14 protein-coding genes and 1 tRNA gene are annotated in these 13,806 nt (G+C 56.0%); 13 read left to right on the forward strand and 2 right to left on the reverse strand.

The genetic code is table 11. From position 1 onward, the window contains the following. Nucleotides 1–22 precede the first annotated feature (22 nt). From NQ519_RS06425 to NQ519_RS06440, 4 genes are all read left to right on the forward strand, one after another. Nucleotides 23–904: a 3-keto-disaccharide hydrolase gene (locus NQ519_RS06425; protein WP_019151987.1), complete on the forward strand. Its 882-nt coding sequence runs from the start codon at nt 23–25 to the stop codon at nt 902–904. Nucleotides 905–916: 12 nt separating this feature from the next. Continuing rightward, complete coding sequence (locus NQ519_RS06430; RefSeq protein WP_026076773.1) at nt 917–1,822, forward strand: sugar phosphate isomerase/epimerase family protein; 906 nt, start codon at nt 917–919, stop codon at nt 1,820–1,822. Nucleotides 1,823–1,834: 12 nt separating this feature from the next. Then, nucleotides 1,835–2,617, forward strand: coding sequence for a twin-arginine translocase subunit TatC (tatC, locus tag NQ519_RS06435; RefSeq protein ID WP_019151985.1), 783 nt, complete (start codon nt 1,835–1,837; stop codon nt 2,615–2,617). A 231-nt stretch (nt 2,618–2,848) separates the two neighbouring features. Then, the gene (locus NQ519_RS06440; protein WP_019151984.1) at nt 2,849–4,966 is read left to right on the forward strand and encodes a Tex family protein; all 2,118 of its coding nucleotides are present in this window, start codon (nt 2,849–2,851) and stop codon (nt 4,964–4,966) included. A gap of 18 nt (nt 4,967–4,984) precedes the next feature. Here the strand turns inward: NQ519_RS06440 and NQ519_RS06445 are convergent, their stop codons facing one another. Next, nucleotides 4,985–5,851 (reverse strand): nucleotidyltransferase domain-containing protein, encoded by an 867-nt coding sequence (locus NQ519_RS06445; RefSeq protein WP_019151983.1) that lies wholly within the window; start codon nt 5,849–5,851, stop codon nt 4,985–4,987. A 542-nt stretch (nt 5,852–6,393) separates the two neighbouring features. On the opposite strand from NQ519_RS06445, the gene NQ519_RS06450 reads away from it, so the two are divergent. The 3 genes from NQ519_RS06450 to NQ519_RS06460 are packed head-to-tail and all read left to right on the forward strand — an operon-like array spanning nt 6,394 to nt 8,270. Continuing rightward, the gene (locus NQ519_RS06450) at nt 6,394–6,993 is read left to right on the forward strand and encodes a hypothetical protein (protein WP_147513242.1); all 600 of its coding nucleotides are present in this window, start codon (nt 6,394–6,396) and stop codon (nt 6,991–6,993) included. Between the two features lie 4 nt (nt 6,994–6,997). Further along, nucleotides 6,998–7,612, forward strand: a complete 615-nt coding sequence (locus NQ519_RS06455; RefSeq protein WP_227901003.1) for a Panacea domain-containing protein — start codon at nt 6,998–7,000, stop codon at nt 7,610–7,612. A gap of 4 nt (nt 7,613–7,616) precedes the next feature. Next, on the forward strand, nt 7,617–8,270 hold the full coding sequence (locus NQ519_RS06460) for a hypothetical protein (protein WP_147513241.1): 654 nt from the start codon (nt 7,617–7,619) through the stop codon (nt 8,268–8,270). 127 nt (nt 8,271–8,397) lie between these two features. Here the strand turns inward: NQ519_RS06460 and NQ519_RS06465 are convergent. Then, nucleotides 8,398–8,468 (reverse strand) — tRNA-Cys (locus NQ519_RS06465). 220 nt (nt 8,469–8,688) lie between these two features. Between NQ519_RS06465 and dprA the strand changes: the two genes are divergently transcribed. The 6 genes from dprA to NQ519_RS06495 all read left to right on the forward strand — a co-directional run bounded on the left by dprA (nt 8,689) and on the right by NQ519_RS06495 (nt 13,803). Next, nucleotides 8,689–9,789 (forward strand): DNA-processing protein DprA, encoded by a 1,101-nt coding sequence (gene dprA / locus NQ519_RS06470; protein ID WP_019151981.1) that lies wholly within the window; start codon nt 8,689–8,691, stop codon nt 9,787–9,789. Further along, the gene (locus NQ519_RS06475) at nt 9,786–10,580 is read left to right on the forward strand and encodes a TatD family hydrolase (protein WP_019151980.1); all 795 of its coding nucleotides are present in this window, start codon (nt 9,786–9,788) and stop codon (nt 10,578–10,580) included. Before dprA ends, NQ519_RS06475 begins: the two co-directional genes overlap by 4 nt. Before the next feature lie 6 nt (nt 10,581–10,586). Further along, complete coding sequence (locus NQ519_RS06480; RefSeq protein ID WP_019151979.1) at nt 10,587–11,615, forward strand: asparaginase; 1,029 nt, start codon at nt 10,587–10,589, stop codon at nt 11,613–11,615. Between the two features lie 360 nt (nt 11,616–11,975). Then, nucleotides 11,976–12,728 carry a MotA/TolQ/ExbB proton channel family protein gene (locus tag NQ519_RS06485; RefSeq protein WP_129650998.1) on the forward strand — a complete coding sequence of 251 codons (753 nt, stop codon included), beginning with the start codon at nt 11,976–11,978 and terminating at the stop codon, nt 12,726–12,728. Between the two features lie 36 nt (nt 12,729–12,764). Next, nucleotides 12,765–13,184, forward strand: coding sequence for a hypothetical protein (locus NQ519_RS06490; protein ID WP_026076772.1), 420 nt, complete (start codon nt 12,765–12,767; stop codon nt 13,182–13,184). A gap of 13 nt (nt 13,185–13,197) precedes the next feature. Next, nucleotides 13,198–13,803, forward strand: a complete 606-nt coding sequence (locus tag NQ519_RS06495) for an ExbD/TolR family protein (RefSeq protein ID WP_019151975.1) — start codon at nt 13,198–13,200, stop codon at nt 13,801–13,803. Nucleotides 13,804–13,806: the final 3 nt, after the last annotated feature.

Raw genomic sequence — 13,806 nt, forward strand, 5'->3', positions numbered from 1 at the left:
AACCTAAAAAAACAGAAAGAATATGAAAAAGACTCTTTTATTCTCGGCTTGCGTGGCGCTGACCGCGTCACTCGTATCGTGCGGAGGCCCCGGCGGCAAAGCGAAGACGGCCGGCGACGCTTCGGCCAAGGCGGAAAGCGAAACGCCCGCAGTTCCCGAATACACCGTCGTGGACAACGCGCAGGTGGACCTCGCGTCGTTCCCGCAGGACAAGGACGGCTACTACGTGATCTTCGACGGCAAGACGCTCAACGGCTGGCGCGGCTACGGCAAGGAGAACGTTCCTTCGCGCTGGACGATCGACGACGGCGCCATCAAGTTCAACGGCTCGGGCGGCGGCGAAGCCCAGACGGGCGAGGGCGGCGACCTGATCTTCGCCAAGAAGTTCAAGAACTTCGAACTGGAGATGGAGTGGAAGGTTTCGAAGGGCGGCAACTCGGGCATCTTCTACCTGGCCCAGGAGGTTACAACCCAGAAGGACGGCAAGACCAAATACGAGCCGATCTACATCTCGTGCCCCGAGTACCAGGTGCTCGACAATGCGAACCACCCCGACGCCAAACTGGGCGTTGACGGCAACCGCCAGTCGGCATCGCTCTACGACATGATCCCGGCCGTTCCGCAGAACCAGAAGCCCTTCGGCGAGTGGAACAAGGCCAAGATCATGGTTTACAAAGGCACGGTCGTACACGGACAGAACGACCAGAACGTCGTGGAGTACCACCTCTGGACGCCCCAGTGGACCGAGATGCTGGAGAACAGCAAGTTCAGCCCGAAGAAGTGGCCGCTGGCGTTCGAACTGCTCAACAACTGCGGCGGCGAGAACCACGAAGGCTACATCGGTCTCCAGGACCACGGCGACGACGTTTGGTTCCGCAACATCCGCATCAAGATCCTCGACTAATCTCCCGCGACCGTGAAGACCCGTTTTCTGACAACGGTTTGCGCACTTCTCACCCTGGCGGTGCTCCTCGGCGGATGCTCCGCCGGGGCGGAGAAGGCGCCGAAAAAGGAGGTCGGCATCCAGCTCTACTCCGTGCGGAGCCTGATCGGAGCCTTCGGCAACAATCAGGAGGACTACAAACCCGTGCTGAAACAGCTCGCCGACATGGGCTACACCTCGGTGGAGGCGGCCAGCTACAAGGATGGCAAAATCTACGGACAGACCCCCGAACAGTTCCGCAAGGACGTGGAGGAGGCCGGCATGAAGGTGCTCTCCACGCACTGCACGATCAATCTTTCGGACGAGGAGCTGGCCGCAGGCGACTTCTCGAAGGCCCTCGCATGGTGGGATGAGTGCATCGCGGCGCACAAGGCCGCCGGTGCGGAATACATCGTCGTCCCGTCGATGCGGAAGGTCTCGACGCTCGAAGAGCTGGCGACCTACTGCCGCTATTTCAACGAAGTCGGCGCCCGCTGCAAGGCCGCCGGACTGAAATTCGGCTACCACAACCACTCGCGCGAATTCGAGAAGATCGAGGACCGGGTGATGCTCGACTACATGATCGAGAACACCGATCCCGACAAGGTGCTGTTCGAAATGGATGTCTACTGGGCCGTGATGGGAAAGGCCAGCCCGGTGGACTATTTCAAGAAGTACCCGGGGCGGTTCAAGCTGCTGCACATCAAGGACCGCCGTGAGATCGGCCAAAGCGGGATGGTGGGATTCGACGCCATCTTCGCCAACGCGGAGACCGCCGGCGTCGAGAACATCATCGTCGAGATCGAGGGATCGAGCTACGACGACATCGTCCGCAGCGTCCGCGAGTGCATCGACTACCTGCTCGAAGCGCCCTTCGTCGAAGCCTCTTACGGGAAATAAACCGCGGCTGTCATGGAAGAAAAACAAATGACGTTCTGGGCGCACCTGGAAGACCTCCGCTGGAGCCTGATCCGCGTGGTGGCCGTGCTGCTCGTATTCGTGATAGTTTGTTTTTGCGCCATGCCCTATCTGTTCGACCACTTCGTGCTGGCACCGACCACCTCGGACTTTCCGCTCTACCGGTGGCTGTCGCAGATCAGCGGCTCGAACAACCCGCTGCTCCCGGATTTCAGCAACGACAACTACTCCGTGGAGATCATCAACATCAACGTCGCGTCGCAGTTCCTGACCCACATCAGCACGTCGTTCTGGTTCGCGCTGGTGCTGATGTTCCCCTACCTGATCTTCGAGATCTGGCGGTTCGTGCAGCCGGCGCTGTTCCGCGAAGAGCGCCGGAGCGTCGGACTGGCATTCATCGGAGGCACGTTCATGTTCTTCCTCGGGTGCGCCGTGGGCTACATGCTCGTGTTCCCGTTCACGTTCCGCTTCCTCACGGAGTACCAGCTGAGCACGTCGATCGTCAACCAGATCTCGCTGACCTCCTACATGGGGAATTTCCTGATGCTGATATTCGTCATGGGGATCGTCTTCGAACTGCCGCTGCTGGCGTGGCTGCTCTCGAAAATGGGGCTGGTGACCAAGTCCTTCTTCCGGCAATACCGCAAGCACGCCGTGGTCATCCTGCTGGTGCTGTCGGCGCTCATCACCCCCTCGGGCGATCCGTTCACGCTGATGGTCGTCTTCCTGCCGATCTACCTGCTCTACGAGCTCGGCATCAAATTTTCGAGGGACTGACCCCGACATCCGTTCTGCCGAAACCGGGATTTCCGCCGTGGAAATCCCGGTTTTTCATCTCTCCGGCAGTGCCCGGACAAGCTGCGCCCGGCAAAATACAGGCAAACTTGCGTTTGCTCCCGGCTTGCACTACTTTGGCTGCGCCTTAGACAGGCGGCGCCTCGGCAAAATGCAAGCAAGCTTGCGTTTGCTCTCGGCTTGCACTATCTTTGCATCCAAAGACTTCCGAACATGATCGAACAAATCATCTCCCGACGACTCCGAATCGCCCTGCCGCAGGTGCAGGGCACCGTGCGCCTGCTGCGCGACGGTGCGACGATCCCCTTCATCAGCCGCTACCGCAAGGAGGCGACCGGCTCGCTCAACGAAGTGCAGGTGGGCGCCGTCAAGGAGCAGCTGGAACGCCTCACCGAACTCGAATCCCGCCGCCAAACCATACTCACGACCATCGAAGAGCAGGGGAAACTGACTCCGGAGCTCCGCCGGCGCATCGAGGAGTGCTGGGACCCGGTGGAGCTGGAGGACCTCTACCTGCCCTACAAGCCCAAACGCCGCACCCGCGCCACCGTGGCCCGCGAACGGGGGCTGGAACCGCTCGCCGACCTCGTCATGGCACAGCGGGCCCGCGACACGGCACAGCAGGCCCGGCGTTACGTCTCGGCCGAGGTGCCGACCCCCGAAGACGCCCTCGCCGGGGCGTGCGACATCATCGCCGAACGCATCTCGGAGAACGAACAGGCCCGCAACGGCCTGCGCCGCACCTTCGCCCGCGAGGGCATCGTGCACACGAAGGTCGTGAAGGGCAAGGAGGCCGAAGGAGCCAAATATTCCGACTATTTCGACGCCGCGACGCCGCTGCGCAGCATCTCGTCGCACCGGTTTCTGGCCATGCGCCGCGGAGCCGACGAAGGCGTGCTGAAGATCACGATCGACATCGACGCCGACCGCTGCATCGAGGGGCTTTGCCGCCAGTTCATCCGCCCCGGCTCGGCGACGCGCACGTGGATGGAGGCAGCAGCCGTGGATTCGTTCAAACGCCTCATACGCCCCTCGATCGAAACCGAACAGCTGGCGGCGGCCAAGGAAAAGGCCGACGACGAAGCCATCCGGGTCTTCGCCGAAAACCTGCGGCAACTGCTGCTTTCGCCGCCGCTGGGACAGAAGCGCGTGATCGCCCTCGACCCCGGGTTCCGCACGGGGTGCAAGGTCGTGGTGCTCGATTCGCAGGGCGGCCTGCTTCACAACACGACCGTCTATCCCCATGCGCCGCAGAACCGCTATGCCGAGGCCGCCGAAACCCTGAAAACGCTGGCCGCGAAGTACAAAACCGAGGCGTTCGCCGTCGGGGACGGCACGGCGGGCCGCGAAACCGAACAACTGGTCCGCGGACTGGGGCTTGCAGGCGTCGAGATCTTCATGGTGAGCGAGGACGGCGCGTCGGTCTACTCGGCATCGGCCGCGGCCCGCGAGGAGTTTCCCGACCACGACGTGACGGTGCGCGGGGCCGTGAGCATCGGACGCCGCCTGATCGACCCCCTTTCGGAGCTGGTCAAGATCGACCCCAAGTCGATCGGCGTCGGACAGTATCAGCACAGCGTCGATCAGGGAAAACTGAAATCCCGGCTCGTCACGGTCGTGGAGAGTTGCGTCAACCGCGTCGGCGTGAACATCAACACCGCTTCGAAACACATTCTGACCTACATTTCGGGACTCGGCCCGGCGCTGGCGGAGAACATCGTGGCCTACCGCGCCGCGAACGGGGATTTCAAAAGCCGCCGAGAGCTGCTCAAAGTGCCGCGGCTGGGAGCCAGGGCTTTCGAACAGGCAGCCGGATTCCTGCGGGTCGTGGGCGGAACGAATCCGCTGGACAACAGCGCCGTACACCCCGAATCATACCACATCGCCGGGCGCATGGCCGCCGATGCGGGCGTCACCGTGGAGCAGTTGCTCGCGGACAAGGCCCTGCGCAAATCCATACGGCCCGAACGATACGTGGACGGCGACGTGGGGCTGCCGACCGTGACGGACATCCTCGAAGCGCTCGACAAGCAGGGCCTCGACCCGCGGGAGCAGTTGCAGGTCTTCGCGTTCGATCCCAACGTGCACACGATCGACGACCTGCGCCCGGGGATGCAGCTGCCGGGCATCGTGACGAACATCACGGCGTTCGGGGCTTTCGTGGACATCGGCGTCAAGCAGGACGGACTGGTCCACATCTCGCAGCTGGCCGACCGCTACGTCGCCTCCCCGGCCGACGTGGTGCACCTGGGACAGCACGTCGAAGTGCGGGTGACGGGCATCGACACCGTCCGCAACCGCATTTCGTTGACCATGCGCAGGGACGGTTAGGCGACACCCTCCCCCGGCTTACGGCCGTTCGCTCAGCTCTTTATAAAGCTCCATCCTCAGTTCGCAGCAGTTTTCGATTATTCCGGCCGCCTGCTGAACGCGGTCCATGTGCATCTCCATTTCCTGCGGAGCCATACGGAATTCGGCGCTGTAGGGCGTTTTCATCAATACCTCCTTCAGCCGCGGCAGCGTGAAGATGTTTTCGATATGGTTGTCGTCGAACACGAGCATCAGTTTGGTCGAAAGCGTCCGCATCCGGTCGTGCATCACCACCGGATCGTGGATGTCGAACTCCTGCCCGTGATAGACCCAGTAGAGCGTGTGGTAGAAATAGACCGCGGCCTGCGCCGTGAACTGCGCCGCCAGACGCACGTTGCGGCCCTCGACCAGGGCGTTCTGCGCCTGCTCGAGCAGGTCGCCGCCAAGCGTACGGAACGTGTCGAAATGGAACCGCGCGTCCGCATACGCCTTTGCAAAGTCGATCGGACGCTTCGGGCGGCGGAAACGGCAGTGGTCGCTGCAATAGAGCAGTTCGCCCTCGCTGTGGGCGAAATAGAGGAACGGCGTCCGGTTCGATTCGACGCAGTTCAACGGCAGGATGTAGAGATTGATGTAGGCGATCTTTCGCAGGCGGGGCGGCATTTTGCAACGCAGAATGCGTTTGGCCTGAATCCAGTCGTATTCCGGCGTATCGCGCACCACGACGAGCAGGTCGTAGGCCGCGGCATCGCTGTGCGGCGTGCCGCCGGCCAGTTTCCCGAACAGCAGGATATATTCGGGCTTGAAATAACCGTCGGTGAGGATGCGGACGATCTGCGCGGCTTCGGCGGGATCGTAAAGTCGTTCGGCAGGCTGTTCCTGCACGGAGTTTTGATTCGTTTCCATGTGATCGATTGTTGAAAATTGGACATAATGAGGGCTATCCTTATCGTGCGGCATCGCACGACAAAGAGAATAACGACTTGGTCAGCAACCAGTTGCTAATCGGGCGAATGGAAACGGAAACGAATCGGGAGGTTGCACGGCGGAAACCGCCTGCGGCTGGCCTTGCGGCGTGTCTGCGTCGGAACGCGGACGATGTGTGATGTTCGCATAAAAACAAAAAATGCGCAGCTGCGAACATCACACATCACTATATTTCAAGCTCTGGGAGTACCGTTCACGGACGAAAGCCCCAACGGTTCTGCGCAAATGGTTAAGTGCCATACTGCCCAAGAGCGTATAGAAACGTAGTGGTTATATCTATGATGTTCGCAGGAGCAAAGATAAGAATTAATCATTGTTTTTTCTATTTATTTAGAAATGTTTGTATTTTTATAACGACAAACCTTTTATGGTTGTATCTTTGCACTCCAAAAATAAAAGGATAAATGTGATCAAAAGAATAATAATGATTATATTTGTTAATCTATAAAATTACAGTGATTATGGCATTGACTCTAAAACAAGATTTTGCACCAATCATAATTATTGGGCATTGGAATAAATATATTTTCACTCAAGAGTGGTTGACAAAACTATCTTGGGGACAAGATATACCTATGCGAATAGATATTCCCCTTAACTTAGATGCCTCTGCAAAAATTAACGCACTAGATATTAGTATTAATACTATAGGAGAAAGATTGATATTTAGCACGGTAAAAGCATCAACAACAACATTCAATTTAATCCAGAACAAAGCAATAGAGATTTGTCGATTATTATCACAAACACCTATTTCTTCTTTCGGCTTAAACATACTTCTAGACTGCCCTATCGAGGAAGTTGATCTAGAAAAAACAGGGTTACATATGAATTTTGGAGACAATATCGTTAATTCGATAACTAGAACATTCAATCTAAAAGATTGTGTATTAACTCTTACTATTTCTCAACATGATGAATTATGTCGATTTGATTGTAATTTCCATTATCAAGTATCGAATATCGAAACATTAATCGACATTTGCTCTGAAGAAATTTTGCTTGACAAGAAAAATACGTATGCAAACGATTTTATCAGTGAAAACTTCTTAAAACCGTAATGTAATGACAGACAATCAAAATAACATCCAAAATGGCGATTTCAAACCTCAAGAAACTGTAACTAGCTTTTCTGGAGAGTTAAATGATTGTGTTTCCACAAACAAAGACACAAATACCACATCAATAAATGAATCGCTAAAATTAAAACAAGACACAGAAACAGAAATAGAGATTTCCACTCGTCCAGCTAATGTATTCGATGTAGCCACATATATATTAGAACATATCGGCCCATGCTCATCTATGAAGCTACATAAATTATTATACTATTGTCAAGCGTGGTCTCTTGTATGGGATGATAAACCATTATTTGATTCCCCCATAGAAGCTTGGGCGAACGGTCCTGTTGTGCGAACTATATTTAATTTCCATAAAGGTCTCTTTCTTGTCAACACAAAGACTTTTGCTTTGGGAAATCCTAATATATTAAATACTAACCAAATTGAGACTATTAAAAGTGTTTTAGATTTTTATGGGAACAAGCCGACCCAATGGTTAGTTGATTTGACACATAGTGAAGACCCTTGGATAAAAGCTAGAGTTGGTCTAACTCCTACAGATAGAGGATCGAACGTAATAAGCCTTGAATCAATGGCGGAATATTATAGTTCATTATAAAAAGATGCCACCAAGAACTCCAGTTGTAAAGTCATCCCCATCTTTTGAAAAAAAACCTATTGCAAGAGAAGGAACCAACTACAAACGGTTCAAACCATCATGGCAATTAAATTGTTTCGATATCAATTGTAAATGGGGAATTTCATGCTTTGATACGATAAAATTTCAGTGGTCAACCGAACTTGTTCAGGATTTATTAGATAAATCCCATAATGATTTATATACTATCCTTGATCATCTTGCAGGAAAAGAATTAGCATCACATAATACTTTTTTTTCTAAATTAATTACCTGCAGAGATCAACACATTGATTTTACCACATTAAAGCATCTATCTAACAACATTATACGCAATTTTTTCCTTAACGAAATATTCCCAAAATTAAAATGTTTTGAAACCTGTACATGGGAAGAAATAGAACGCGAGAAGACAGGAAAATTAGGACGTTCAAAACACCATTATATTAAAAAAGAAGACCTTAGCCCAGATGCACAACAACGATTGTCTGAACTAAAAATGGATGATATTGACGAAGTATTTTCACTACGTCTTGATGGAACAAAGCGATTGATAGGGATTAGAGAATTGAATTATTTTAAGATATTGTGGATCGATCTTAACCATGAAGTATGCATCTCCCATCTAAAAGGAACATGATTTTAATAAAATACGACTTTCCCTCGGAAATTAATACCTCTTCCTTGTTAAACGCCTCTTGCATGACAAATGTATGACAAAACAAAACCAAAACCGCGTTGCAGCAATCTGCAACGCGGTTTTAGTGAGGTCTGAAGCGGATTCGAACCGCTGTACAAGGTTTTGCAGACCTTTGCCTAGCCACTCGGCCATCAGACCATTATTTCCCGCATATGCCCCCTTCCTCGGCCAATCTCGAAATCCGGCTCGGAAAACGCTAACGCCCAATTCCGGACGCATCGGGAGTGCAAATATACAAACATTTCTAATTTCTGCAAAACTTCCGCCCAACTTTGCGTTATTTCCCGGATAAATTCTCGTTATTTCCCAAAATTCGTTACTTTTACCCATCGAAAAAAACGTCATTCCATTCGCGTCCATGACCATCGAGGATATTGCCCTTCAAATGACTCCGGGCATCGGTCCGAAAGGCGCCGTGCATCTGCTGGAGCAGTTCGGCGATGCGCGGAGCGTCTTCGCAGCCACCGCCGACGAACTGACCGGCAAAGCGGAACTGCGGCCCGATCTGGTGCAGCAGATCGTCCGCCGGAAGGGCTTTTCCGCGGCTGAAAAGGAGCTCGCCTACTGCCGCCGCAACGGCATTGCGGCCATCGCCTCGACCGACCCGGAATACCCGCCGCTGCTGCGCGAAATCCCCGACTATCCCCACGTGATCTACGTCCGGGGCAGCGTCGAGGCCCTCTCGGCGCGATGCGTTTCGGTCGTGGGGACGCGCGAAGCGACGCCCTACGGGCAAACGGCCTGCAACCGGATTGTCGAAGGGCTGGCGGAACGGGTTCCGGGGCTTTGCATCGTGAGCGGACTCGCTTTCGGCATCGACGTTGCGGCGCACCGGGCGGCCCTCGCGGCAGGCGTGCCGACCGTCGCGGTGCTGGCCAATCCGCTGCCCGGCGTAACGCCCGCACAGCATACGGACGTGGCGCGCGACATCCTCGCCCACGGAGGAGCGTTGGTCACGGAACTCCATTCGCAGTCGAAGCAGAACGGCAACTTCTACCTCGCCCGCAACCGCATCATCGCGGGGCTGAGCGCCGGATGTATCGTCGTCGAATCGCCGGACTCGGGCGGTTCGCTCTTCACGGCCCACTGCGCCGACGCTTACGACCGCACGGTGATGGCCGTGCCGGGACGCATCACCGACCGGGCGTCGTCCGGCACGAACCACCTGATCCGCAACCGCAAGGCGCAGTTGGTGCTGACGGCCGACGACGTGGTGCGCGAACTGATGTGGGACCTCGGCGAAAACCCCTCCCGGCTGCGTCCGAAGCCCGCAACCCCGGAACTCACACCCGACGAAGCCGGACTGCTGGGGTGTTTCCGCACCGACGATCCGCTTTCGGTCGAGGCCCTCGGAGAACTCAGCGGGCTGAACCCCGGCGAACTGGCGACGCTGCTCGTAGGACTGGAGCTGGCCGGCGCCGTGCGGCAGCTGCCCGGAAACCGATACATGAAGCTATGAAACTGATCGACACCCATTCGCATCTCTACGACGAGGCGTTCGACCCCGACCGCGAAGAGGCTCTGGCACGCGCCGCGGCCGAAGGCGTCGAAACGCTGTTGCTGCCGGCCATCGACTCCGAAAGCCACGGGAGGCTCTTCGAACTCTGCCGCCGCCATCCGGAACGCTGCGTCCCGATGATGGGACTGCACCCCACGTCGGTCAACGACAACCCCCGCTGGCGCGAGGAGCTGGCGTCGGTCGAACAATACCTGCAAACCCCGCCCGAGGGCATTCCGGCCTTCTGCGCCGTGGGCGAAATCGGGCTGGATTTCTATTGGAGCCGCGATTTCCGCGAGGAGCAGATCGAAGCCTTCCGCCGTCAGATCGAACTGGCCCTGCAATACGGACTGCCGATCGCCGTGCATACGCGCGATGCATGGCCTGAAACCGTCGCCCTCGTACGCGAATTCCGCGGCCAGGGGCTTCGGGGCGTCTTCCACGCCTATTCGGACGGCATCGAAACCTGCCGGGAACTCCGGGAGCTGGGCGATTTCGTCTTCGGAATCGGGGGCGTGGTGACCTTCAAAAAAAGCCGGCTGGCCGAGGTCGTGCGCGACATGGAGCTGCGGGAGATCGTCCTCGAGACCGACTGCCCCTACCTGACGCCCGCACCCCACCGGGGCGAGCGCAACGAATCGGCCTACGTGCGCTACGTGTGCGAAAAAGTCGCCGAAATCAAGGGGCTGACGCCCGCGGAAGTGGCTGCCGCGACGGCCGAAAATGCAAAACGAATCTTCAAAGGAATCTGACCCTATATGCGTTCATCCATCCTGATTATCTACACGGGCGGAACCATCGGCATGAAGACCGACGCCGTCACCGGGGCGCTGGTGCCCTTCGATTTCAGCGCCATTTACGACGAATTTCCCTCGCTGAAACGCCTCAACGTAGACATCGACGTGCACACCGTGTCGCCCGTGATCGACTCGTCGAACGTCGAACCGGCCCACTGGATCGCCCTGGCCGAACTCATCCGCGACAACTACGCCCGTTACGACGGTTTCGTGGTGCTGCACGGCACCGACACCATGTCCTACACGGCCTCGGCGCTGAGTTTCATGCTCGAAAACCTCAGCAAACCGGTGGTTTTCACCGGGAGCCAGATCCCGATCGGCGTGCTGCGCACCGACGGGCGCGAGAACCTCATCACGGCCATCGAAATCGCCGGAGCGCATCTCGACGGCCGGCCCGTGGTTCCCGAAGTGTCGCTCTATTTCCAGAACCGGCTCTTCCGCGCCAACCGCACCACCAAGCGCAGCGCCGAGGCCCTGAGCGCCTTCCGGTCGTACAACTACCCGCCGCTGGCCGAAGTCGGGGTCAACATCGCCTACAACCGGCCGGCGATCCTGCGCCCCGCGGAGTTTTCGCAGGAGCTGCGCATCGCCACGAAGCTCTCCGGAGGCATCGAGCTCATCAAACTCTTCCCGGGAATGGGCGGGGAGATGCTGCGGGCCATGCTCTCGGCCCCCGGACTGCGGGCCGTGGTGCTCGAAACCTACGGCGCAGGCAACGCCCCCACCTCCGAATGGTTCATCCGCATCGTGCAGGAGGCCGTCGATCGCGGGATCATCATCCTCAACATCACGCAGTGCGGCGGCGGCCGGGTTTCGATGGAGCTCTACGAAACCGGACTGAAACTCCAGAAAACCGGGGTCCTGTGCGGCTACGACATGACCACCGAAGCCGCCGTCACCAAATTGATGTACGTGCTCGGGCTGGGACTCTCCGACGACGAAACGCGCGCAATGCTCCGCAAACCCCTGCGCGGAGAATTTACGGCGTGAGACGTTGCACGAAACGATTTTTTTTTCTATATTTCGCACTGCTAATGTATCCCTTCCGCAACGAAACACCAGCGGCAGCGGAGGCAGAAAGCGAGGCAAACGATTGAACTGCAAACGATTGAGCGAATTCGGGATGAATTGTCCGGGATTCGGTCGCACGTGCGGAAACGGTCCGCAGGAGGCGTTCCGAATTACGAAAGACCCCCGCAGGAGTCGTAAAAGACAAAAAAAATGAATTTTTTACAAAAAAATAAGCAACAGTAAGAACCGACCGAATCGCGGAACGGCCGCGAGGGGAAGAAACCAAAACTCAACAAAATAAAAATTCAACTAATCAAATTTATTTTATCTAACACAACTATGAAAAAACTTTTTTTGATTCCGTCGGCTGCCCTGTCCGTACTGGGTACCGTTAGTGCGTTCGCACAGGATGCTGCTGTCGCAACCGAAACGGTTGTCGCCGAAACCCAGATGGCCGGCGACAGCCTGCACCACGTCATGATGCAGAAGTTCCTCGAAGGCGGCTGGGAGTGGATGCTTCCGGTGCTCCTCTGCTTGGTGATCGGTCTGGCCGTAGCCATCGAGCGTATCCTCTACCTGTCGCTCTCGACGATCAACTCGAAGAAACTCATCGCCAAGGTCGAAGAGGCTCTCCAGAACGGCGGCGTCGAGGCTGCCAAGGAGGTTTGCCGTAACACCCGCGGCCCGATCGCCTCGATCTACTATCAGGGTCTGGACCGCTACGACCAGGGTCTGGACGCTGTTGAGAAGGCTGTCGTTTCCTACGGTTCGGTCCAGACCGGCCAGATGGAATCGGGTCTGTCGTGGATCGGCCTGTTCATCGCCCTCAGCCCGATGCTCGGATTTATGGGTACCGTCGTCGGTATGATCGCGGCGTTCGACGCCATCCAGGCTGCCGGCGATATCAGCCCGACGCTCGTTGCAGGCGGTATCAAGGTCGCCCTTCTGACGACCCTCATGGGTCTTATCGCTGCGGTTATTCTTCAGCTGTTCTACAACTATATCGTTTCGAAGATCGACTCGCTCGTGAACGATATGGAGGATTCGTCCATCACGCTGATGGATATCCTGACGGCTTACAACAAGAAATAATCCACCGCGGATAAGATTAAAAAGTCAAAAGCAATTATGAAAAAGATATTGAACGTATTGCTGGGTGTTCTGATGGCAATCACCGTGGTCCTTCTGGTCTACGCGATCGCCACCGGCGGCTCGGAGGCTGCGATCAGCGTGAACCTGATGTGGGGTTATTTCCTCCTCGTGTTCGCGGTTGCGGCAGCTATCTTCTGCGCCGTCTTCGGAATGATCCAGAACCCGGCAGGCATCAAGGGAACCATCCTGTCGCTGGGGTTGATCATCGTAATCGTGGGCGTGTCGTATTTCATCTCGGCAGGCCACACGGTGAACATCGTCGATCTCCAGAACAACGGGTTCTTCGGCCACACTGAAACCGTAATCACCGAAACGAGCATCCTCGTTACCTACGTCGCATTCGTCGCCGCTTTCGTGACGGCCGTAGCGACCGAGATCTGGGGCGCTTTCAAATAATTGAGGAAAGATAATGGCAGTAGATAAAAGAAAAGTACAGGAGATCAATGCCGGTTCGATGGCCGACATCGCCTTCCTGCTGCTCATTTTCTTCCTGGTCGCCACTACCATGAACACGGACACGGGTCTGGTGCGTATGCTCCCGCCGATGCCCCCTGAGGATCAGAAACAGGAGGACATCAAGGTCAAGGAACGCAACCTCTTCCTGGTGTTCATCAACGGCAGGGGCGACATCATGGCAGGAGCTTCGGGCAAGCAGGAACCGATCGATCTGCATCAGCTGACGGAGAGGACCAAGGAGTTCATCGTAAACCCGATGGACGACGAGAACCTTCCCGAAAAGGTGAACAGGGACATCGATCTCCCCGACGGCAGCAAATGGGTCTATCCCGTGAGCGAAGGCGTCGTTTCGCTGCAAACGACCCGCGATACGGGCTATCAGTCCTATATCATGGTGCAGAACGAACTCACGCGCGCTTTCAACGAGGTGCGTGACGAAGTGGCACAGCGTAAATTCGGCGCCAAATTCTCGGACCTTCCCGAGGAGCAGCGCAATGTGATATCGAAGGCAGTGCCTCTGAAAATCTCGGAGGCGGAACCGCGTAACATAAAGAAGTAAGTC

It is taken from the genome of Alistipes senegalensis JC50 (genome assembly GCF_025145645.1).
GTDB lineage: Bacteria > Bacteroidota > Bacteroidia > Bacteroidales > Rikenellaceae > Alistipes > Alistipes senegalensis.

Coding starts and splice junctions, on each gene's coding strand:
- NQ519_RS06425 (WP_019151987.1), top strand. CDS start 23: ATGAAAAAGACTCTTTTATTCTCGGCTTGCGTGGCGCTGACCGCGTCA.
- tatC (WP_019151985.1), top strand. CDS start 1,835: ATGGAAGAAAAACAAATGACGTTCTGGGCGCACCTGGAAGACCTCCGC.
- NQ519_RS06440 (WP_019151984.1), top strand. CDS start 2,849: ATGATCGAACAAATCATCTCCCGACGACTCCGAATCGCCCTGCCGCAG.
- NQ519_RS06445 (WP_019151983.1), bottom strand. CDS start 5,851: ATGGAAACGAATCAAAACTCCGTGCAGGAACAGCCTGCCGAACGACTT.
- NQ519_RS06450 (WP_147513242.1), top strand. CDS start 6,394: ATGGCATTGACTCTAAAACAAGATTTTGCACCAATCATAATTATTGGG.
- NQ519_RS06455 (WP_227901003.1), top strand. CDS start 6,998: ATGACAGACAATCAAAATAACATCCAAAATGGCGATTTCAAACCTCAA.
- NQ519_RS06460 (WP_147513241.1), top strand. CDS start 7,617: ATGCCACCAAGAACTCCAGTTGTAAAGTCATCCCCATCTTTTGAAAAA.
- dprA (WP_019151981.1), top strand. CDS start 8,689: ATGACCATCGAGGATATTGCCCTTCAAATGACTCCGGGCATCGGTCCG.
- NQ519_RS06475 (WP_019151980.1), top strand. CDS start 9,786: ATGAAACTGATCGACACCCATTCGCATCTCTACGACGAGGCGTTCGAC.
- NQ519_RS06480 (WP_019151979.1), top strand. CDS start 10,587: ATGCGTTCATCCATCCTGATTATCTACACGGGCGGAACCATCGGCATG.
- NQ519_RS06485 (WP_129650998.1), top strand. CDS start 11,976: ATGAAAAAACTTTTTTTGATTCCGTCGGCTGCCCTGTCCGTACTGGGT.
- NQ519_RS06490 (WP_026076772.1), top strand. CDS start 12,765: ATGAAAAAGATATTGAACGTATTGCTGGGTGTTCTGATGGCAATCACC.
- NQ519_RS06495 (WP_019151975.1), top strand. CDS start 13,198: ATGGCAGTAGATAAAAGAAAAGTACAGGAGATCAATGCCGGTTCGATG.